The organism is Methylobacterium indicum (assembly GCF_001043895.1).
GTDB lineage: Bacteria > Pseudomonadota > Alphaproteobacteria > Rhizobiales > Beijerinckiaceae > Methylobacterium > Methylobacterium indicum.
Map to the genome: position 1 here is coordinate 1 of NZ_JTHF01000142.1, position 20,589 is coordinate 20,589.

General features: G+C 71.2%; 18 protein-coding genes and 1 riboswitch. Of the genes, 13 read left to right on the forward strand and 5 right to left on the reverse strand.

Annotated elements, in window-relative coordinates:
* The 3 genes from QR78_RS17590 to QR78_RS17600 all read left to right on the forward strand — a co-directional run.
* A partial coding sequence (locus QR78_RS17590) for an SDR family NAD(P)-dependent oxidoreductase (protein WP_125940043.1) occupies positions 1-900 on the forward strand: 900 nt, incomplete at its 5' end.
* Positions 900-2,177, forward strand: coding sequence for an ABC transporter substrate-binding protein (locus QR78_RS17595; RefSeq protein ID WP_082171713.1), 1,278 nt, complete (start codon positions 900-902; stop codon positions 2,175-2,177). The genes QR78_RS17590 and QR78_RS17595, both read left to right, overlap by 1 nt.
* Before the next feature lie 193 nt (positions 2,178-2,370).
* A complete protein-coding gene (locus QR78_RS17600) occupies positions 2,371-3,792 on the forward strand; it encodes a phosphohexomutase domain-containing protein (protein ID WP_048428854.1) in 1,422 nt (473 codons plus the stop codon).
* Positions 3,793-3,829: 37 nt separating this feature from the next.
* Here the strand turns inward: QR78_RS17600 and QR78_RS17605 are convergent, their stop codons facing one another.
* Positions 3,830-5,419 (reverse strand): gamma-glutamyltransferase, encoded by a 1,590-nt coding sequence (locus QR78_RS17605; protein ID WP_048428855.1) that lies wholly within the window; start codon positions 5,417-5,419, stop codon positions 3,830-3,832.
* 130 nt (positions 5,420-5,549) lie between these two features.
* Here QR78_RS17605 and QR78_RS17610 point away from each other — a divergent pair, with 130 nt between their 5' ends.
* The 6 genes from QR78_RS17610 (at position 5,550) to QR78_RS17635 (ending at position 13,032) form a co-directional block, all read left to right on the forward strand.
* Entirely contained in the window at positions 5,550-6,764 is a 1,215-nt protein-coding gene (locus QR78_RS17610) for a GTP-binding protein (RefSeq protein WP_048428856.1), read from the forward strand.
* 186 nt (positions 6,765-6,950) lie between these two features.
* Positions 6,951-7,165, forward strand: a riboswitch (cobalamin riboswitch).
* Positions 7,166-7,290: 125 nt separating this feature from the next.
* Positions 7,291-8,070, forward strand: coding sequence for a methyltransferase domain-containing protein (locus tag QR78_RS17615; protein WP_053220966.1), 780 nt, complete (start codon positions 7,291-7,293; stop codon positions 8,068-8,070).
* Positions 8,070-10,235 (forward strand): TonB-dependent receptor, encoded by a 2,166-nt coding sequence (locus QR78_RS17620; RefSeq protein WP_053220967.1) that lies wholly within the window; start codon positions 8,070-8,072, stop codon positions 10,233-10,235. The genes QR78_RS17615 and QR78_RS17620 overlap by 1 nt, the downstream gene beginning before the upstream one ends.
* A gap of 116 nt (positions 10,236-10,351) precedes the next feature.
* A complete protein-coding gene (locus QR78_RS17625) occupies positions 10,352-11,248 on the forward strand; it encodes an ABC transporter substrate-binding protein (RefSeq protein ID WP_053220968.1) in 897 nt (298 codons plus the stop codon).
* A gap of 30 nt (positions 11,249-11,278) precedes the next feature.
* Entirely contained in the window at positions 11,279-12,271 is a 993-nt protein-coding gene (locus QR78_RS17630; RefSeq protein ID WP_048428857.1) for a FecCD family ABC transporter permease, read from the forward strand.
* Entirely contained in the window at positions 12,268-13,032 is a 765-nt protein-coding gene (locus QR78_RS17635) for an ABC transporter ATP-binding protein (RefSeq protein WP_048428858.1), read from the forward strand. The genes QR78_RS17630 and QR78_RS17635 overlap by 4 nt, the downstream gene beginning before the upstream one ends.
* Before the next feature lie 62 nt (positions 13,033-13,094).
* Here QR78_RS17635 and QR78_RS17640 read toward each other — a convergent pair whose 3' ends face one another.
* Entirely contained in the window at positions 13,095-14,006 is a 912-nt protein-coding gene (locus tag QR78_RS17640) for a LysR family transcriptional regulator (RefSeq protein WP_048428859.1), read from the reverse strand.
* Between the two features lie 249 nt (positions 14,007-14,255).
* Here QR78_RS17640 and QR78_RS17645 point away from each other — a divergent pair, with 249 nt between their 5' ends.
* From QR78_RS17645 to QR78_RS17655, 3 genes are all read left to right on the forward strand, one after another.
* Positions 14,256-15,563, forward strand: coding sequence for an MFS transporter (locus tag QR78_RS17645; RefSeq protein ID WP_202972685.1), 1,308 nt, complete (start codon positions 14,256-14,258; stop codon positions 15,561-15,563).
* 74 nt (positions 15,564-15,637) lie between these two features.
* Positions 15,638-16,165 (forward strand): DUF5943 domain-containing protein, encoded by a 528-nt coding sequence (locus QR78_RS17650; protein ID WP_048428861.1) that lies wholly within the window; start codon positions 15,638-15,640, stop codon positions 16,163-16,165.
* Between the two features lie 164 nt (positions 16,166-16,329).
* Positions 16,330-17,226 carry a dipeptidase gene (locus QR78_RS17655; RefSeq protein WP_244278484.1) on the forward strand — a complete coding sequence of 299 codons (897 nt, stop codon included), beginning with the start codon at positions 16,330-16,332 and terminating at the stop codon, positions 17,224-17,226.
* 34 nt (positions 17,227-17,260) lie between these two features.
* Here the strand turns inward: QR78_RS17655 and QR78_RS17660 are convergent, their stop codons facing one another.
* The 3 genes from QR78_RS17660 to QR78_RS17670 all read right to left on the reverse strand — a co-directional run bounded on the left by QR78_RS17660 (position 17,261) and on the right by QR78_RS17670 (position 19,805).
* The gene (locus QR78_RS17660) at positions 17,261-18,121 is read right to left on the reverse strand and encodes an amidohydrolase family protein (RefSeq protein WP_082171712.1); all 861 of its coding nucleotides are present in this window, start codon (positions 18,119-18,121) and stop codon (positions 17,261-17,263) included.
* Complete coding sequence (locus QR78_RS17665) at positions 18,118-18,540, reverse strand: RbsD/FucU family protein (protein WP_048428863.1); 423 nt, start codon at positions 18,538-18,540, stop codon at positions 18,118-18,120. The genes QR78_RS17660 and QR78_RS17665 overlap by 4 nt, the downstream gene beginning before the upstream one ends.
* A 236-nt stretch (positions 18,541-18,776) precedes the next feature.
* Positions 18,777-19,805 carry an aldo/keto reductase gene (locus QR78_RS17670; protein ID WP_048428864.1) on the reverse strand — a complete coding sequence of 343 codons (1,029 nt, stop codon included), beginning with the start codon at positions 19,803-19,805 and terminating at the stop codon, positions 18,777-18,779.
* A gap of 290 nt (positions 19,806-20,095) precedes the next feature.
* Between QR78_RS17670 and QR78_RS17675 the strand changes: the two genes are divergently transcribed.
* Positions 20,096-20,589: GntR family transcriptional regulator (locus QR78_RS17675; RefSeq protein ID WP_048428865.1), on the forward strand; the 494-nt coding region annotated here is incomplete at its 3' end.

Consider the following 20,589-nt stretch of genomic DNA (forward strand, 5'->3'; position numbering starts at 1 on the left):
GGCAAGGTCGTGGTGGTGACGGGAGCCGGCGGCGGGATCGGCCGTGCCGTCGCCCTGGACTTCGCCCGGGCGGGCGCGAAGGTCGTCGTCAACGACATCGGCACCTCGCTCGGCGGCACCGGCGAGACCTCCGCGACGCCGGCGGACGAGACCAGGGCCCTGATCGAGGCGATCGGCGGCGAGGCGGTGATCTCCCGCGAGAGCGTCGCCGAATGGGCGGCCGCCAAGCGCACCGTCGAGATGGCGCTCGACACGTTCGGCCGGCTCGACGCGGTGGTGAACAATGCCGGCATCCTGCGGGACGTCATCTTCCACAAGATGGACCCGGCCGATTGGGAGGCGGTGGTCGCCGTCCACCTCAACGGCAGCTTCTACATGAGCCGGGCCGCCGCCGATCCGTTCCGCGCGCAGGGCAGCGGCGCCTACGTCCACATGACCAGCACGTCGGGGCTGATCGGCAATTTCGGGCAGGCGAACTACGCGGCGGCCAAGCTCGGCCTCGTCGGCCTCTCGAAGTCGATCGCCCTCGACATGGCCCGGTTCGGCGTCCGCTCGAACTGCGTGGCGCCCTTCGCCTGGAGCCGGATGACCGATTCGATCCCCGCCACCACCCCCGAGGAGCAGCGGCGGGTCGCCCGCATGAAGCGCATGACGCCGCAGACCAACGCCCCGCTCGTCGTCTACCTGGCCTCGCCGGCCGCCGCGGGCGTGACCGGGCAGGTCTTCGCCACCCGGGTCAACGAGGTCTTCCTGTTCAACCCGATGCGGCCGGTCCGCAGCGTGCACGCCGCCGAGGGCTGGACCCCGGCCTCCGTCGCCGCCCACGCGATGCCCGCCCTGCGGGCGAGCTTCGCACCCCTCGACCGCTCCGGCGACGTCTTCAGCTGGGACCCGGTCTGATGGCGGGGCTTTGCACGACCACGACCGCCCGCACGGTGCGTCGCCGCCGATCGCGCCGTCGCGCGGTCGCGTCCCGCCTGATCCTCGCCGGGTCCCTGGGGCTTGCCGCCTGCGGCGCGGCCCGGGCGCAGGTCTCCGACGGCGTCGTGAAGTTCGGCGTCCTGACCGACATGTCGAGCCTCTACGCCGACGCCACGGGGCGCGGCTCGGTGGTCGCCGCCCAGATGGCGGCCCGGGATTTCGGCGGCACCGTGCTGGGCCGGCCGATCGAGGTGGTCTTCGCCGACAACCAGAACAAGGCGGATGTCGGCAGCGCCATCGCCCGGCGCTGGTTCGACGTCGAGAAGGTGGACGTGATCCTCGACGCGCCGCCCTCCTCGGTGGCGCTGGCGGTGCAGCAGATCGCCAAGGAAAAGAACCGGATCCTGATCGTCTCGGGCGGCGGCACCTCCGACCTCACCGGCAAGGCCTGCACCGAGACGACGGCGCACTGGAACTACGACACCTACGCGCTCGCCCACGTCTCGACCGCGGCCGCCGTGAGGCGGGGTCTCGACACCTGGTCGATCGTCACCGCCGACTACGCCTTCGGGCAGGCCCTGGAGCGCGACGCCGCGGCCGAGCTCGACCGCTCCGGCGGCAAGCTGATCCGGGCGATCCGGGCGCCCTTCGGCACCTCGGACTTCTCGTCCTTCCTGCTCCAGGCCCAGGCGACCGGATCGAAGGTCGTCGCCTTCGCCAATGCGGGCGGCGACATGATGAACGCGGTCAAGCAGGCCCACGAATTCGGCCTCACCGAGGGCGGCCAGTCCCTCGTCACTCTGCTCATGAACATCGCCGACGTCCACGCCCTCGGGCTGAAGACCGCCCAGGGCCTGATCACGACGGAGGGCTTCTACTGGGACCGGGACGAGGAGACCCGCGCCTTCTCGAAGCGCTTCCACGCCGAGATGAAGATGATGCCGACGATGCACCACGCCGGAATCTACTCCGCCGTCCTGCATCACCTGAAGGCCGTCGCGGCGACCGGAACCGACGAGGCCAGGGCCGTGATGGCGAAGATGCGCGAGACGCCGGTCAACGACATGTACGCCCGCAACGGCACGCTGCGCGTCGATGGTCGCATGGTCCACGACATGTACCTGATGCAGGTGAAGAAGCCCGAGGAATCGACCGGCGAGTGGGACGTCTACCATCAGCTCGCCACCGTGCCGGGCGACGAGGCCTTCCGCCCCCTCGACCAGGGCGGCTGCCCGCTGGCGAAGGCCGCGCCGTAGCCGATCCGACGGGCGACCCAGCGCGGCTGCGGTGCCGCGTCCGGTTCCCGCGATCCGCGGTCGGGAGCCGCCTCTTGTCTCCTCCCCGGCCTTGTGTTCTCTCGAACGGCAGGCCCCCTCAAGGGGCAACGCGCCGCACGGCCGCAAGGTCGTGGCTTCGCGTGCCTCCGATCGATGCCGAGAGACTTGCCTGATGACCAGTTTGAAGTTCGGGACGTCCGGTCTGCGCGGCCTCGTCACGGACCTCGTGGGGCGCCCCACCTTCACCTACGCGTCCGCGTTCTTCGCCTCCGTCGGCGCACGAGCGGGCGGACACCGCGAGGTGGTGATCGGGCGCGACCTGCGGGCCAGCAGCGCGGGGATCGCCGCCACGGTCGCCACCGCGGCCGCCGCCGCCGGCCTGACGGCGATCGATTGCGGCGCGCTGCCGACCCCGGCCCTCGCGCTCGAAGCGCGCAAGCGCGACTGCCTCGCCGTCATGGTCACCGGCAGCCACATCCCGGACGATCGCAACGGCCTGAAATTCTACCGCTCCGGCGAAGAGATCACCAAGGCGGACGAGGCCGCGATCCTCGCCGCCCTCGGCGACATCTCTGACGACGCGCCCCTCCCCCCGGCGGTTCCGGCCGCACCGGAGCCGGACGCGATCGCGCGCTACCGCGACCGCTACCGCGACGTGTTCGCCCCCGACCTCCTGGCCGGCCTGCGGATCGCGGTCTACCAGCAGAGCTCGGTCGCCCGCGACGTGCTCGTCGACGTGCTCGCCGCGCTCGGCGCCGAGGCGGTGCCGATCGGCCGGTCCGAGACCTTCGTGCCGATCGATACCGAGGCCCATCGTCCGCAGGACGTCGCGTTCATCCGCGACGCGATGGCCGCGGGCGGCTTCGACGCGCTCGTGACCACCGACGGCGACGCGGACCGCCCCCTGGTCGCGGAGGCCGCCGGCCGCATCCTGCGGGGCGACGTGCTCGGCCTGATCACGGCCCGGTATCTCGGCGCCGACGCCGTCGTCGTACCGGTCACGGCGGGCTCCGCCATCGAGCGCGCGGGCGGCTTCGGCCGCGTCCTGCGCACCAAGGTCGGGTCGCCCTTCGTGATCGCCGGCATGGAGCAGGCGGCGCGGGACGGGGCGCGGATCGTCTGCGGTTTCGAGGCCAATGGCGGCTTCCTCGCCGGGTCGGACGGCCCGGTCGGCGACAAGATCCTGCCGGCCCTGCCGACGCGGGACGCGGTGCTGCCGATCCTCGCGACGCTCGCCGCGGCGCGGGCGGCCGCCCTGCCGCTTGCCGACCTCGTCGCGGCCCTCGATGTCGGCGAGACGGCGAGCGACCGGCTGCCCGACACGCCGGCCGCGCGGAGCGGGCCCTTCCTGCGGCGGCTCGCCGACGACACGTTCCGCCGGGAGTTCCTTCGTCCGGTCGGCCGCCCGCAGGCCGTCGACGAGCAGGACGGGGTCAGGATCGAGCTCGACGGCGGGCGCACCATCCATTTCCGCGCCTCGGGCAACGCCCCCGAGCTGCGGTGCTACGCGGAGGCGAAATCGGCGAAGGACGCCGAGGATCTGGTGCGGTGGGGCCTCGCGGCCGCCGGCACGACGATGGCCGAGGGCGCCTGACCGCGCGGAGGGGTGCGCGCGCCCGGCGCGCGGCCCCTCACCCCGGCACCGCGACGGCGGCGGACCACGGCGAGGCGACGTCGCTGCATCCGGTCGCCACGTCGCCGTCGAGCCGGATCAGGTTCGGGCAGGCGAAGTTGATCGGCATCACGCCGTGCTCCACCACCTCGACGGGGCCCGCACCGGCGAGGGCCTCCCGCACCTCGGGCCCGAGCCTCGCATCCGCGCTCGTCCCCTCCGGCCCCGACACGTCGATGCGCGGAAGGTGGGCCGCCCGCCCCGGCTCCATGCCGAAATCGAGCAGGAAGGCGAGGGTCTGGTAGACGCTCGCCAGGATGCGCCGGCCGCCGGAGGCCCCGGCGGCGAGGCGAGGCCCCTCGCCGCTGCGCGGCGTCACGATCACCGGGCACATGTTGCAGAGCGGGCGCGTTCCCGGCGCGATCGGGTTGGCGCTGCCGGGCCGCGGATCGAACCACATCATCCCGTTGTTCATGAGGATGCCGGTCTTCGGCAGCGCGACCCGGCTCCCCATCGAGGACAGGAGCGTCGTCGTCATCGACACCATCAGGCCGTCCCGGTCGACGACGGTGAGATGGGTGGTGCAGGTGTCGCCGGGCTCGGTGGCGGCCCCGAGCCCCGCCAGGCGCCGCGCATAGGCCTCCCGCATCACGGTGGAGAGGGCTGCGAACCACCCCGCATCGGGTCCCTCCGGCGGGCACGGGACCGCCGCCATGCCGGACACGACCTCGGCCAGCGTCGGCGCGGCGGTGAGCCCGCCCGCCGTGTGGACCACATGGCCGTCGCGCCAGGCGATCGTCGGCGCCTCGCGCAGCACCGCCCGGCAGCCGGCCAGATCCTCCCGGTCCACGACGCCGCCGAGCGCCGCGATGTCGGCGGCGAGATCTCGGGCGATTCCGCCCTCGTAGAAATCCCGCAGGCCCGCCTCCGCCAGCCGCGCCAGCGTCTCGGCGAGGCGCCCGAGCGGCAGGAAGCCCGGCACGCCCTGGTAGGGCGGGACCGGCGGCAGACCGCCCGGCAGGTAGAGGCGGGCGCTCTCCTCGTAGAGCCGCAGCACGGAGGCCGAGGAGGCGATCTTGAGGGTGGCGAACCAGTCCTGGGCGAGGCCCCGGCGCGCGAGCCGCAGGGCCGGCGCGAGGAGATCCGCCACCGGAGTGCCGGTCCCGAACGCCTCGTGCAGCCGCGCGTAGCCCGCCACCGCGGAGGGGATGCAGAACGAGAGCGGGCCGTGGACGTTGCGGTCGCCCTCGACCTCCGGCCAGGTGAACAGGTCGCGCTTCGTCCGCCCCGTGAGGGCGTAGTCGGCGGCCCGCGTGTTGCGGCTCGAGACCGGCCCGAAATCGACGACCGTGGCCCGGTTCGCGCCGGGCGGCAGCACGAGCGCGAAGCCGATGCCGCCGAGCCCGCTGTTCCAGGGCTCGACCGCCGCCAGCGCCAGCGCCGTGGCGACGGCCGCGTCGGCGGCGTTTCCGCCCGCCTGAAGGATCGCGGCCCCGGCCTCGGCGGCCTCGCGGTTCTGGGCGACGACGAGCCCGTGACGGCCCGACGCGCCCGGCTTCTCCAGGATCCAGTTCTGCGTCCGGTAGGGTGCGTGATCGTGGGCCGGCATCCGTCTCCCCAGGCCTGAGCCGCTAACAACGGCAGTGTGGCGGCTCGACCGCGCCGGGCCAAGGGCGAGCACCGCCGAGATCGCGGATCCACCGCTTGACGGATTTGCAACGTTATAACATATCGAAGCGATGGTCGACGTTTCCTCGCTCCGGCGCCTTCCCGTCACGGTCCTGTCCGGCTTCCTCGGAGCCGGCAAGACCACGCTGCTCAATCACATCCTCAACAATCGCGAGGGCCGTCGCGTCGCCGTGATCGTCAACGACATGAGCGAGGTCAACATCGATGCCGATCTCGTCCGCGCCGGCGGCGGCGAGATGTCCCGGACCGAGGAGCGGCTGGTCGAGATGACCAACGGCTGCATCTGCTGCACCCTGCGCGACGATCTCCTGGCCGAGGTGCGCCGCCTCGCCGAGGACGGACGCTTCGACTATCTCCTGATCGAGGGAACCGGCATCGCCGAGCCCCTGCCCATCGCGGCGACCTTCGACTTCCGCGGCGAGGACGGCGCGAGCCTGTCGGATGTCGCGCGGCTCGACACGATGGTGACGGTGGTCGACGCCGTGAACCTGCTGACGGATTACGACTCGCGCGACTTCCTGCGCGACCGCGGCGAGACGGCCGGCGAGGAGGATGCCCGCACCCTGGTCGATCTCCTCGTCGAGCAGATCGAGTTCGCCGACGTCGTGGTGGTCAATAAGGTGGACGACGTCACGGCGGAGGAGCGGGCCCGGGTGATCCAGGTCGTGCGCGGCCTCAATGCCGATGCGCGCATCGTCCCGGCGAGCCATGGCCGCGTCCCCCTGGCGGAGGTGCTGGAGACCGGCCTCTACAGCGAGGAGCGGTCGCAGACCCATCCGCTCTGGTACCGCGAGCTGTTCGACTTCGCCAAGCACGTGCCGGAGACCGAGGAATACGGCATCCGCAGCTTCGTCTTCCGGGCCCGCCGCCCCCTGCATCCGCGCAAGTTCCACGATCTCGTCGCGCGCGGCTTCCCGGGCGTGATCCGGGCCAAGGGCCATTTCTGGATCGCCTCGCGCCCGGACTGGATCGGCGAGCTCTCGATCGCCGGACGGATCACCCGCACCGAGGGGCTCGGCGCCTGGTGGGCCGCGGTGCCCAAGGCGCGCTGGCCCACCAGCGAGGAATTCGCATCCCTGATGCGCCGGCACTGGACCCCGAGCTGGGGCGACCGGCGCCAGGAGATCGTGTTCATCGGCGGCCCCGACATGGACGAGGCGGCGATCCGGGCCGCCCTCGATCCCTGTCTCGTCGGCAGCGTCACGACCGGGCTGACGAAGTCCCAGAAATGGCTCGACGATCCGTTCCCGGTCTGGGGGCAGTGAGCCGAGGGACCTCCGATCGCCGGGCGGCCTTGCCGGGCGGGGCCGAGACGCCGACGCGAGACGCGCGACTCCGGGCCGGCCCGGGACGGAGACGATCCGTTACACGATCGCAACAGACGAAACCTGTCCGAGCCTGCCCCCTCGGGGGACGTTCCGGGCGGTTGACAGCGGGGTGGACGATCCCCGACGACGGTGACCGGTCAAGGTTCCCGCCATCTCCGGATGGCGGGCCAAGAGGGAATCCGGTGCGGCGCGTCCTCGCGCCCAGGCCGGAGCTGTCCCCGCAACTGTAAGCGGCGAGCCATCCGTCGATCGGGGTCACTGGTGCGCGAGCGCCGGGAAGGCCGGACGGATGGCGGCGACCCGCGAGCCAGGAGACCTGCCCTGACCCTGTTTCGTCTCGTGGGCGGGGAGTCCCGGCGGGTCGCGCGTCCTGCGCTGCCGGTGTCCGGCCGCGCGTGTCTCGCGTCCACGGTCGCCCCCCCACGATCCTCTCTCAAGACGGTTCGGGGAAGGACCATCGGACGTGGAAAACATCTCAGGGCCCCCCGGCGGGCCGCTTCGCGCCGCCGATGCCGAGGGCGGGGTCGATCCGCTCGCCCTCTACGCCTCCGGCATCGACGGCTCCGATTACGTCGCCCGCCTCGCCCCGCTGCTGCGGGCGGCCCTGCCGCGGGTCGGCGACCTCCTCGATGTCGGCGCCGGCGGCGGGCAGCTCGGCGCGGCCCTGCGCGACCCCGGCGCGGCCTGGATCGCGGTCGAGCCGGCGCCGGTCATGCAGGCCCGCCTGCGGGCGCTCGCGCCGCCGCCGGCCCTCGTGCCGGCAGGCTGGCGGGAGGCCGATCTGCCGGACGGATGCGCCGACACGGTGCTCGCCGCCAACATGGCCGGGCCGCTCACCGAGCCGGTCCCGTTCCTCGCACGCTGCCGCGCCTGGGCGCGCCGCGACGTCGCCTGGGTGGTCCCGGCGCAGGCCGGTCCCCGCGGCCTCTGCCTCGCGGGCTGCCTGCCCCGCGAATGGCACGGCGAGGACGAGACCCCGGGGGTCGAGATCGTCCTGGCGAGCCTGCCCGCCGGCGACCGACCGGCGATCGTCGCCCGGGTCGACTGGACCTTCCGGGCGACCGTACCGAGCGTGCCGGGCATCGCCGCCCATCTCGCCGACCGGCTCGGGTGGCCGGCCGGCGACGCGCGCCGTGCCGCCCTGTCCGAGCATCTCTCGCCCCAGGCCGAGCCGGTTCCCGGCGGCCACCGCCTCAGCGTGCCGCGCAGCTCGGCCGTTCTCGTATGGAGGAAGGCGTCGTGATGTCCCGTCGTTTCCGGGCGCTCGCGCTGGCTTACGGTTGCGCGCTGCCGGCGCCGGCCGTCGCGCAGGACCGGGCCGACCTCCGCCTCGACGAGATCGTCGTCACGGCGACCGGCCGGCCGGAGCCGCGCTCCGCGATCGCCGGCACCGTGCAGGTCATCGACCGCACGACGATCGAGAACTCCACGGGGAAGTCCGTCACCGACGTCCTGGCCGAGAATGCCGTCGGCTTCTTCTCGGAATGGACCCCGGGCCAGACCTCGATCAACATCCGGGGCGGGGCCACGGACGGCCAGGGCAAGGATTTCCGCAGTCAGGTCCTGGTCCTGATGAACGGCCGGCGCGCCGGCACCGCCAACCTCTCCAAGCTCTCGATCGCCGATGTCGAGCGCATCGAGATCGTGCGCGGTCCCTCCTCGGTGATCTACGGCAGCCAGAATATCGGCGGCGTGATCAACATCATCCTGAAGACCGGGCGGACCGCGCCCGGGACCCTGGTCGAGGGCATCGGCGGCGTCTGGGGCCTCGCCCAGGGACGCGCCCAGACCGGCGGCGTGGTCGGGCCGTTCGACTATTATCTCGGCGTCTCGGGCGCCAAGCGCGACGATTACGTCGCCGGTTCCGGCGACCGCATGGCCAACACCCAGTGGAACCGCATGGGGATCGCCGGGGCTCTGGGCCTCCAGATCGACCCGAACCAGCGCGTCGAATTCACTTTGCGCACGGACGGGATCTACGGCGTCGGGTTCCGCGGTTCCGGCGGCAACCTCTACAGCCGGGACGACCGGATCAACGGCTCCTTCGACGCGAGCTATACCGGACGAACCGAGGACGGCCGGGCGAGCCTTTTTGCCCAGGTCTACAGCGTCACCGACGAGGACCGCTTCAAGTGGGCCTCGCCGATCCAGCGCGGCGGCACCGGGCTGCCGGTGCCGGGCACCCGCGCGGACTTCAACACCCGCGACCTCGACATCCTCGGCACCCGCTTCCAGCCGCGCGTCACCCTGTTTTCCGGCAACGACGTGCTGCTCGGCTGGGATTGGGAAACGAGCTGGCTCCGCTCGGACCGCTTCCGGGCCGGCGTGCCGGGCAATCCTCTCGCCCAGGTCTCGCCGCAGGACAACAACCAGACCGACCAGTTCCACGCCCTCTACCTGGAGGACACGCAGCGCCTGCTCGACGACCGGCTGGTGCTGCGCGCCGGCGTGCGCCAGACCTACGGCACGACGCGCTTCGAGTTCACCCCCTACCTGACCGGGCAGATCAACGGGGCGCGGCCCTACGAGGCCACGACCGCCTCGGTCGGCGCGGCCTACCAGGCGGCCGACTGGGCGGCGTTCCGGATCGGCGCCTCGTCGGGCTTCCGGGCGCCGACGGCGACGGAGATCGCGGCGGATTACAACACCCTCGGCGGCGGCCGAATCTTCGGCAACCCGGCCATCCGGCCCGAGACGAGCGAGCAGGTCGAGGTCGGTACGACGCTGACCCATGGCGCGTCCCGGCTCGACGTGGCGCTGTTTCAGAACGTCATCTCGGACCGCATCACCACCCGCTCGCGCGGGGCGAATTCCAATACGTCGGACTACATCAACAATCCGGGTGACGTCGTCATCCGCGGCATCGAGGTCCAGTCCGAGACCGACATGATCCGGTCCTTCGGCTGGGAGCCGGGGGTGTGGCATTGGCGGGCTTATGCCAACGGCAACTACAACTTCGACATGAAGGACGAGGGCGCGCGTGCCGTGCCGAGCGCCAATACGGATCGGGTCGAGCGGGTCTACGAGTACCAGCTCGCGCTCGGTACCCGCTTCGGGCAGGCCGGCATCCGGTATCCCTGGACGATCCAGGTCCAGGGCGTGCTGAACGGCCCGGTCTGGTACAACACCGAGGAGAACCTGCGGGTGCCGGGAGCGGAGCCCTCCCGCGACTACATCTGGCGCAAGGACCCGTTCGTGCTGGTCAACCTGCGCGGCGAGGTCGACGTGATGCCGGGGGTGAAGCTGTTCGCGCAGGTGCGCAACCTGTTCGACGTGAACTACCACCCGCTCTTCATCGCCATCGCCGGGCAGCAGCCGACCCTGGCCGACCTGCGCTTCTACAATGGCGGCGGCGGCACCTCCGCGCCGGGCCGCGACGTGCAGATCGGCCTCCAGGCCCGGTTCTGACCATGCGCGCCGCGATCCTCTGGGGCCGAAGCAGATTCCGCAAAAGTGGTCACCGGTTTTGCGGCGAAAATCTGCGACACGACAACCAACCAGGCAGACGAAGCGTTGGCGTGCCAATGCAAGTCTGCCTCGTGCTCCTCGGCCTCGCCGCCCCGCCGGTCGCGGCGCGCCCGGCCCGGCCCGAGCCGATCCATCTCACCGATGCGCTGGGGCGGCACGTCGTCCTGCCGGCGCCACCGCGGCGGATCGTGACGATCTTCTCCTCGAACACCGAGCTGGTGGCCGCCCTCGGGCTGACCGATCGCATCGTCGGCATCGACGCGCTCACCCGCTACCCGCCCGAGGCGGCGGAGAAACCCGTCGTCGGCGGCCGGCTCGGCATCTCGGTGGATGCCGTGGTGGGCCAGGAGCCCGACCTCGTTCTCATCACCCCGGCGCGCCAGGCGGCCCATCTCCTGCTCGCCCCGATGGAGCGGCTCGGCGTGCCGACCCTCGTCCTGACGAGCCGCAGCCTCGGCGAGGTGCTCGACAACCTGCGCCTCGTCGGCCGGGCGACGGGGGAGCCGGCGCGCGGGACCGCCGTCGCGGACGCCCTGGCGGCTCGCCTCGCGCGGGTCGCCCGGGCCGTCGCGGGGCGGCCCTGCCCGCGGCTCGTCCTGGTGACGGGGCGGCTCGGGAACGGGCTCGTCCTCGCCGTGCGGGCGGGCACCTACACGGCCGATGCCGTCGCCCGGGCCGGCGGCTGCCTGGCGCTGACCGGAGCCGGCAGCCTCGCCCAGGTCTCGCCGGAGGCCCTGCTCGCCGCCGATCCGGACGTCCTGCTCCTGGCGGGGAGCGAGGCGGAGCTGCGCGAATTGACGGCCCGGCCCGGCTTTCGCGACATGCGCGCGGTCCGCGAGGGCCGGGCGCATGTCGTGGCCCGCGCCGCGTTCCTGATCCCCGGGCCGCGCACCGTGGACGGGATCGAGCGCCTCGCGGCCCTCCTGCACCCGAATCCCGAAGGGCATCCATGAGCGCGCCCCACCCATGACATCGCCCGACTCATGAGCATGCCCTTGCGCGTCGCGAGCCGGCTCCTGCCGCTCCTCATCCTGGCGCTCGCCTTCGGCATCGCGGCCGGCCACGATTGGGCCGGGCCGGACCGGATCCTCCGGGCGCTCGGCGGCGCCGACGATCTGCGCTCGCGCCTGCTCATCGCGTGGCGGTTGCCCCGCGTGCTCGCCGCCGCCCTGGTCGGTGGCCTGCTCGGGCTCGGCGGAGCGATCTTCCAGGGCGTGTTCCGCAATCCCCTCGCCGAGCCCTACCTGCTCGGCTCGGCCGGCGGCGCGGCGATCGGGGCGACGGTGGCGCTGCTCGTTCCCCTCGGCTTGCCCTCGGCCCTGGCGCTGGGTGGGTTTTCCTTCCTGGGGGCCTGGGGGGCGACGCTGATGGTCCTCGCCGTCGCCCGGGGGGCCGGCACGCGCGACGCCGCCGGCCTTCTCCTCGCCGGCGTCGCCGTCGCGGCGATGCTCGGGGCGGTCCGCTCCTTCCTGATGCTCGCCCTCTCCGACGAGAGCGTCAGCCTCCAGGTCGTGCTGAGCTGGACGCTGGGGGGCGTCCAGACGCCGACATGGGAGGGGCTGGCCTGGCTCGGCGGCCTCTCGGGCCTCGCCCTCGGGGCGAGCCTGCGGCTCGCGCACGGCCTCGATCTCCTCGGTCTCGGCGAGGATCAGGCGCAGGCTTTCGGCCTCGACACGGCGCGCTTCGTCGCCCGGGCGATCCTGGTCGGCGCCCTCGTCGTCGCCCTGGCGGTGGCCTATGGCGGCCTCGTCGCCTTCGTAGGATTGACCGCCCCGCATCTGGCGCGCTGGTGGGTCGGGCCGCGCCACCGCGGGCTGCTGCCGGTCTCGGCCGCCCTCGGCGCCCTCATCGTCATCATGTGCGACGGGCTCGCCCGCTCGGCGCTGCCGCCGGCGGAGATCCCGCTCGGGCTCGTGACGGCCGCGGTCGGCGGCCCGTTCTTCCTGTTCCTCCTGCGTCGGCGGATGCGCGCATGACCCGCCTTTCCGCGGAGGGCCTCGTCGCGACCGCCGGTCCCCGCCGCCTGCTGGACGGCGTCTCGGTCGATCTCGTCCCGGGGGCCCTCGTCGGGCTGATCGGTCCGAACGGGGCCGGGAAGTCGACGCTGCTGCGCACGCTCGCCGGCCTGCTGCGCCCCGCCGCCGGCCGCGTCACGCTCGACGGCGTTCCGCTGGCGGACCTCCCGTCCTCGGAGCGGGGCCGACGCATCGGCTATCTGCCCCAGAGCTTCCAGCCGGCCTGGGACTACACCGTGCGGGAGGTGATCGAGCTCGGGGCGAGCCGCCGGCCGGGCGCGGCGCTCGCGATCCCGGACCTGCTGCGCGACCACGCCCTCGCCGATCTCGCCGAGCGGCGCTGGTCGCAGGTCTCCGGCGGTGAGCGGGCGAGGGCGCTCCTCGCCACCACCCTCGTCGCCGAGCCCGACGTCGTCCTCGCCGACGAGCCCGGCGCGAGCCTCGATATCGGCCATCGCCTCGACCTGATGCGCCGTTTGCGAGCCTGGGCCCGGCACGGGATCGTGGTCGTCGTGCTCCACGACCTCGACCGCGCCGTCGTCGATTGCGACCGGCTCGTCCTCCTGGAGCGCGGCCGCATCGTCCGCGACGCCGCCGCCGCGGCGGTCGCGGCCTCGCAGGACCTCGACCGGGTGTTCGGCGTGCGTTTCGAGCGGACGACGCTCGCCGAGGCGGGCGCTGTCGTCCTGCCGGTCGCGCACCGCACCGATGCCGGCCCGTGATCGGCGCAAGGATCAGCGTGCCCGCGGCGGAGGCCGGCCGGCGCCCGTTCGGGGTTGCGGAATCAGGGACCTGCCGCGGACCCGGCCTTCCGGATCCACCGCCGGAGAAAGCCGAGGAACGTCCCCAGCAGTTCCGACCGGTTGCCCCGCTCCCAGACGGCCGTGATCGGCAGCGTGGTCGACAGATCGCTCAACGGGCGGACCGCCACCCCCTGCCGCGGTAGGTTCCCGATGCAGCTCGAATACACGGCCACGCCCGCCCCCGCGATCACGAGCCCGAAGATGCCGTCGGAGTTCGTGGCCTCGAGGGCGATGTCGGGGAAGAAGCCACGGGTACGACACTCGGCGATGACGTCGCTGCGAAAGATCGACCAGCTCTCCCCTGTGCCGAAGACGAACTTCTGATCCTTGAGTTCCGACAAGGCCAGGACCTCTCTCGCCGCCAGGGGATGGCTCGCGGGGAGGACGGCGACGTAGGCGCCCTCGTCGAAGCGCAGCGACTGGACGGCCCGGTGGCTCGACTCGCCGTAGAGAAAGCCGATGTCGATCGTCTGCTTGAGGATCGCGACACGCTGATGCACCGTCGGCATGAAGACCAGGTCGAGATGAATGTCGCGGTGCGCGATGTTGAAGTCGCGCAGGACGTGGGGAAGGCGACCGTTGATGGCGAAATCGGTGTAGGCGACCCGCAGGTCGCCCCGAAGGCCCCGGGCGGCCCGGCGCGTCCGTTCGACGGCTCGCCCGATCTGCGTCGCCAGGCTCGTCGTCTCGGCGAGGAAGACCTTTCCAGCCTCGGTGAGCTCGACGCGACGCGTCGTCCGCACGAGCAGGGGCACGCCGACTTCGTCTTCGAGTTGCTTGATGATCTTGGTCAGGGCGGGCTGGGTCAATTGCAGGCCGTCCGCCGCCCGCCCGAAATGCAGCTCTTTGCCGAGAGCGTCGAACGCTCTGAGATGGCGCAGTTCGATGCCCATGCGTCCCCGCCGATCGATAACTCCCAGATATCAATAAATACCGATTCGATATTTCACAACGGCAATCGGACCGCGCATGCTTCAGCGTCACCAGGCAAAAACAAATAATAACACAGGCGATCATCTGCCTTTTTCGCGAGCAATCTGCGCTGCGATGAGGCTCGAACGCTAAGACATCGACAAAATCGGCACAAGGAGCAATCGGCAATGCGCGATGTGACGGATGTTCCCCCCGAACGACTGAGAAAGGTGATCAGCGCGGCGGCACTGGGCAATTTCGTCGAGTGGTTCGACTTTGCAGTTTACGGGTTCCTGGCGACGACGATCGCGAACCTGTTCTTTCCCGGAACCGATCCCAGCCTCTCGCTGCTCAAGACGTTCGGGGTGTTCGCCGTGGCCTTCGCGATGCGCCCCCTGGGGGGCCTCGTCTTCGGGGTCCTGGGCGACAAGACCGGACGGCGGGCGATCCTCTCGATCACCATCCTGCTCATGGCATCGGCGACGACGCTGATCGGTCTGCTGCCGACCTATGCCAGCATCGGGATCATGGCGCCGATCCTGCTGACGCTGCTGCGGTGCATCCAGGGCTTCTCGGCGGGCGGCGAGTATGCCGGCGCGGTCGCCTACGTGATGGAGCATGCGCCTCGTCACCGTCGCGGCTGGTACGGCAGCTTCATCCCGGTTTCCACGTTCACGGCCTTCGCCTCGGCGGCGCTGATCGCGTTCTCGATGGAGAACCTGCTTTCGAGCGAGGCGATGACGACCTGGGGCTGGCGCGTGCCGTTCCTGGTCGCCGCTCCCCTGGGCATCATCGGGCTGTACCTGCGGTGGCGGATGGACGAGACCCCGGCCTTCCAGGCGCTGGCGGCCGAGGCCGCGACCCACGCCCATTCGCCGCTGTCGGAGACCTTGCGCACGCAAGGGTCGGCGATGTGCCGGCTGGGCGCCTTCATCGCGCTCACCGCCCTCTCGTTCTACACCTTCACCACGTATTTCGCGACGTTCCTCCAGGTGGCGGGCGGCCTGACCCGTCCGCAATCGCTCCTGGTCTCGACCGTGGCACTCGTCTTCTCCGCCGCCGCCTGCCCGCTCGCCGGCATGGCCTCCGACCGGATCGGTCGGCGCAAGACGATCGCCGCCGTCTGCGTCTGGACGCTGGTCGCGGTGCTGCCGGCCTTCTGGCTGGCGAGCTCGGGATCGGTGGTGAACGCGATCGGCGGCGTCCTGCTGCTGGCCGTCGGCGCCCTGGTCTGCAACGTGGTGACGGCGGCCCTGCTGTCCGAGACGTTCTCGACGCGCAATCGCTACACCGCGTCGGCCTTCACCTACAACGTCTCCTACACCGTGTTCGGGGGAACGGCGCCGCTCCTGGCGACCTGGCTCATCTCGACGACCGGCAGTTCCCTCTCCCCCGCCTTCTACCTCATGGCGATCGCCGTTCTGGCGATGGCGGGCGGCCTCGCGCTCCCGGAAACCTACCGCCGGTCCTTGTCCGACGACACCCTCCGGGACCGGTCCCACGGCGGCACGGCGGGGACGATCCGCTCCGCCGCCTGATGCCGTCCCATCCGCCCCGACGGCAAGCGCCGTTCCCGACGATCCATCCGTGACGATACACTTGGAGAAAGCCCATGAGACCGGCCGTGGAAATCGAGGTCGACGGCGAAACGGGCGTCTGGACGACGGACGGCCTCCCGATGCTCTACATCCCCCGGCATTTCATGCTCGGGATCCACGATACGGTGGAGCAGGCGCTCGGTCGCGAACGCTACAAGGATCTGTTGAGCCAATCGGGAGCGGCCTCCGCGTACTTCTGGTGCAAGCAACAGGCCGAGGCGCGGCAGTTGGACGGCGTCGATGTCTTCCGGCATTACCTCTCGCGCCTGTCGGATCGGGGTTGGGGCCAGTTCCATTTGGAGAACGCGTCCTTCGAACACGGGACCGCGACGATCAGGATCGAGAACTCCGTCTACGTCCTCGGCCGCAAGACGGAAGCGGAGCAGCCGGTCTGCTACATGTTCGAGGGGTTCATCGTGGGCGGCCTCACCTATCTCGCCGAGAGCAAGGGCCTGGGCTTCACGTCCGTGACCTGCCGGGAAGTGCAGTGCCAGGCGCAGGGCCACGAGTTCTGCCGCTTCGAGGCCGGCATGACGCCCTGACCACCTCCCTCGAACCGAGACATCGAGACCTCGTGCAGCCCCACGCCCGACAGGCGCAAGACAGAATGGATGCCATGACACGCGAACGGCATGAGACATACGCGCGATCCATCGTCGTCGACGGCCTCATCATCTCCAAGTGGAGCGAAGATGTCTTTCGAGAGATGTGCGAGTCGGGGCTGAGTGCGGCCAACTGTACGTGCAGCGTCTGGGAGAACTTCGAGGACACCGTCCGCAATCTGGTCGCATGGAACGAGTGGTTTCGGACGTTTCCGCACTACATCGTCCGCGCCGAATCGACGGCCGACATCCGCGCCGCCAAGGCGGCGGGCAAGACCGCCATCGTCCTGGGCATGCAGAACACGTCGGCCTTCGAGGACAGGATCGGCTACGTCGAGGTCTTGAAGAAGCTCGGCGTCGGCATCGCCCAGCTGACCTACAATACCCAGAACTGGGTCGGAAGCGGTTGTTACGAGAGCCGCGACAGCGGCCTGTCCGATTTCGGCCGCGAGGTCGTCCTGGAGATGAACCGCGTCGGGATGCTGTGCGATCTCAGCCATGTCGGCCCGGCCACGTCGCGCGACGCGATCGATATCTCGACGAGGCCGGTCGCCTATTCGCACTGCCTGCCCTCCGGCCTGAAAGCCCATCCCCGCAACAAGTCCGACGAGGAGCTCCGCTACATCGTCGACAGGGGCGGCTTCGTCGGCGTGACGATGTTCCCGCCGTTCCTCGCCAAGGGGATCGACGCGACCATCGACGATTACGTCGCCGCCATGGACTACGTCATCAACCTCGTCGGGGACGAGGCCGTCGGCATCGGCACCGACTTCACGCAAGGATACGGCCAGGACTTCTTCGACTGGATCACCCACGACAAGGGGTTCGGTCGCCGGTTGACCCGCTTCGGCGAGATCGTGAACCCGGCCGGGATCCGGACGATCGCCGACTTTCCGAACATCGCGGAGGCCATGGATCGCGCCGGCTGGAGCGACCGGAAGATCGAGAACGTGCTGGGCCGCAACTGGATCGACCTGCTCGATCGGGTCTGGGCCGGCTGAGGTCCCGGTTCGATGCCGGACCGACGGCTTCGCGTCAGCCTGACCGGGCGAGGCCGTCGTCCGGCAGCCCGTAGACGCGTGTCGCGTTGCCGCCGAAGATCTTGGTCATCGCCGCCGGGCCGAAGCGGGTGCCGAGCAGCGCCCGGGCGGCATGCGCGACCTCGCCGTAGGTCGCCGCCAGCGTCGCCACCGGCCAGTCCGAGCCGAACAGCAGGCGATCCTCGCCGAAGCACGTCGCCACATGGTCGATGTAGGGCGCGAGATCCGCCAGCGACCACTCCGCCCGCGCCTCGGTGACGAGGCCCGACACCTTGCAGGAGACGGTCGGGAACACCGCCAGGGCCGCGATGTCGGCGCGCCAGGGATCGAGGTCGCCCGTCGCGACCGGGGGCTTGGCCAGGTGGTCGACCACGGCCCGCAAGGACGGCACCCGGGCCAGCGCCTCGGCGACATGCGGCAGATGGCGCGGAAAGGCGAGGATGTCGAAGGCGAGGCCGCTCTCGGCCACGCGCCGCAGATTGTCGAGGACGCGCGGGCGCAGGATGAAGCGGTCGTCGGCGTGATCCTGCAGCATCGGGCGCAGGCCCACGAAGAGCGGGTTCTTCCGGTAATGCGCCAGGCGTTCCGGGAAGGCGTCGGATTCCATGTCGAGCCAGCCGACGACCCCGGCGACGAACCCGGTTCGGGCGGCGATCTCGAGCAGGAAGTCGGTCTCGGCCTCGGTCTCGGCCGCCTGGATAAGGATGGTGCGGGCGATGCCGGTCCGGCGCAGCAGGGGCGCGAGGTCGTCCGGCATGAAGTCGCGCAGGAGGGGCGCGACGTGCTCGCCCATCCAGCCGTAATCGCCGCGCGCCACGCGCCAGAAGTGCTGGTGGCTGTCGATCGCCCCGTTCACGGGTAGATCACGCCCTTGCGCAGGAGGAAGTTGGCGTAGAGCCGCCGCTCGCCGCTGCGGATCACCGCGTAGGCGGTGCGGGTACGGGCGTAGAAATCGGGGATCGGCATCTCGGTGATCGTGATCGGCCGCCCCTCGGCGCGGTCGGCGCTCGCCTGGTAGCCGTCATAGAGCGGCCGGGTCTCGGGCGGGGCCTGCATCACCGCCATCGGGCTCGCGACGAAGTCGTCGAGGGGCAGGAGCGACAGGATCGCGTCGAGCAGGGCCGGCGCCGTCGTGCCCGGCATGTCGACGAGGCGCCGGGCGTTGCTCGCCGAGGGGAAATTGGCATCGGCGACGACGATCTCGTCGCCGTGCCCCATGTCGTCCAGGATGGCGAGGAGTTGCCCGTTGAGCAGCGGGTCGATGGTCTTCAGCATGGCGTTTCCTCGCACCGGTTTCCGTCCAGGGGCCGGCATCGACGCCGCTTGTATCGCCCCATGGACCGGTTTCCCAACGGCATTCTTCGCGGGCGGAACCGGCCCCCGTCGCTTGTCCCCGAGCACGATCCGCCTGCCCGGCGGTCCTGTCCTGCCGCCGCTTCCCGGCGAGCGCCGGCGCGGCGGGCCGGCGCTCGCGCGGGCGGGACCGGCCCGCTCACGCGGATCCGCGGCGGTCACGGCGACGCGATCAATCCCTTGTCGTCCAGGCTCCGCCACAGCGCGTCGGGGATCGGCTGCTCGAACCACGCCACGTTCTGCTGCAGCTGTGAGGCGGTCTTGGCACCGATGACGACGTTGGCGGTCGCCGGATGACGGAAGGGGAACTGGATCGCGGCGGCCTGCAGGGGCACCCCGAACGCCCGGCACTCCGCCTCGAGCGCCTCGGCCTTGGCGAGGATGCCGGGCGGCGCGTCGACGTAGTTGTACTTCTTGCGGCCCGACGTGGAGGCCAGGATGCCGGAATTGAACACGCCGCCCATGACCAGGGCGACGTCCCGGGCGCGCGCCTTGGGAAGAAGCGCGTCCGCCGCCGAGCCGTCGAGCAGGGTGTAGCGGCCGGCCAGGAGGCAGACATCGAGGTCGGCCTCCTCCATCGCCTCGAGGATCGCCTCGTTCTCGTTCACGCCGAGGCCGAAGCCGGCGATCAGCCCGGCCGATCGCAGCTCGGCCAGGGCCCGGAAGCCGCCGCCCCTGGTGAGCGCGGACCAATGATGCGCATGCGCGTCGCCGTGGGTGACGCGGCCGATATCGTGGACGAACAGGAGATCGAGCTTCGACAGGCCGGTGCGCTGGCGCGAATCGTCGTAGGACCGCAGGATCGCGTCGTAGGAATAGTCGAAGACCTCCCGGAACGAGAGGCCGTTGTGCCAGCCGGAATCGAACGCGTTGCGGGCCGCCTCCGGAGGCAGCGGCCGGCCGGGCCGGTCGAAGCTCATCAGGCGCCCGACCTTGGTCGAGACGACGAAGCCCCCGGGCTCCTCCTCGCGCAGGCGCTCGCCGACGAGGTGCTCCGCGCGCCCGAGCCCGTACATCGGCGCGGTGTCGAAATGGCGGATGCCCGCCGCGAAGGCCGCCTCGATCGTGGCGCGGGCATCCGCCAGCGCCACCGGCGCATAGAGCCCGCCGAGCGGCGCGGTGCCGAGGCCGAGCGCCGTCAGTTCGAGGCCGGCCCGCTTGAGCGGGCGCTTGTCGGATACCTTCATCGATCCATCCTCAAAGGCCGAGCGGTTTGACGGTCAGGGTGCTGGCGGAGGGCGAAGGGTCTCGGGCCAGGGCAACGTTCGGGCCCGCCGCTTCGCCTCGCCGCGGCATGGGAACGGATGCGGGCTCCTGCCGGCTGCATCGGCCTCATGGTTCCTCCTCGGACCGGATGCCCCGTTCACGTCCCTGCCCTGCCCGTGTCCGACCGGTGTCCCGAGACGCGGTCCCATCGCGGCGTGTCGGAGAATTCTTAGTGATTGACAGACTAACATGTCAATGAGAGACGGGTGACATGAGACAGCGGGACCAAGCCTACGACGCCTTCGTCCAGCAATTGCTCGACGGGCGTCTGGCGCCGGGCAGCTTCGTGACGCAGCGCGAGCTGGTGACGCTCACCGGCCTGCCGCTCGGCGCCGTGCGCGAGATGATCCCGCGGCTCGAAGCCGACGGGCTGATCTCGACCCTGCCGCAGCGCGGGCTCCAGGTCGCGGCCGTCGACCTGCGGCTGGTGCACGAGGCGTTCCAGCTGCGGGAGATCATCGAGACCGCGGCGGTGGCGCATTTCGCCCGCACCGCGCCGGCCTCCCTGGTGGCCGGCCTGCGGGCCGCGCACGCGCGGATCAGCGCGGAGGCGGCGGACGGCGTCACCGACGCGCTGATCCGGGAGGCACAGGCGACGGATTGGGGGTTTCACGACGCGATCGTCGCGCATCTCGGCAACGGCCTCGTCTCGGAGATCCACCGGGTGAACCTCATCCGCATCCGGGTCATCATGCAGAGCCGCAT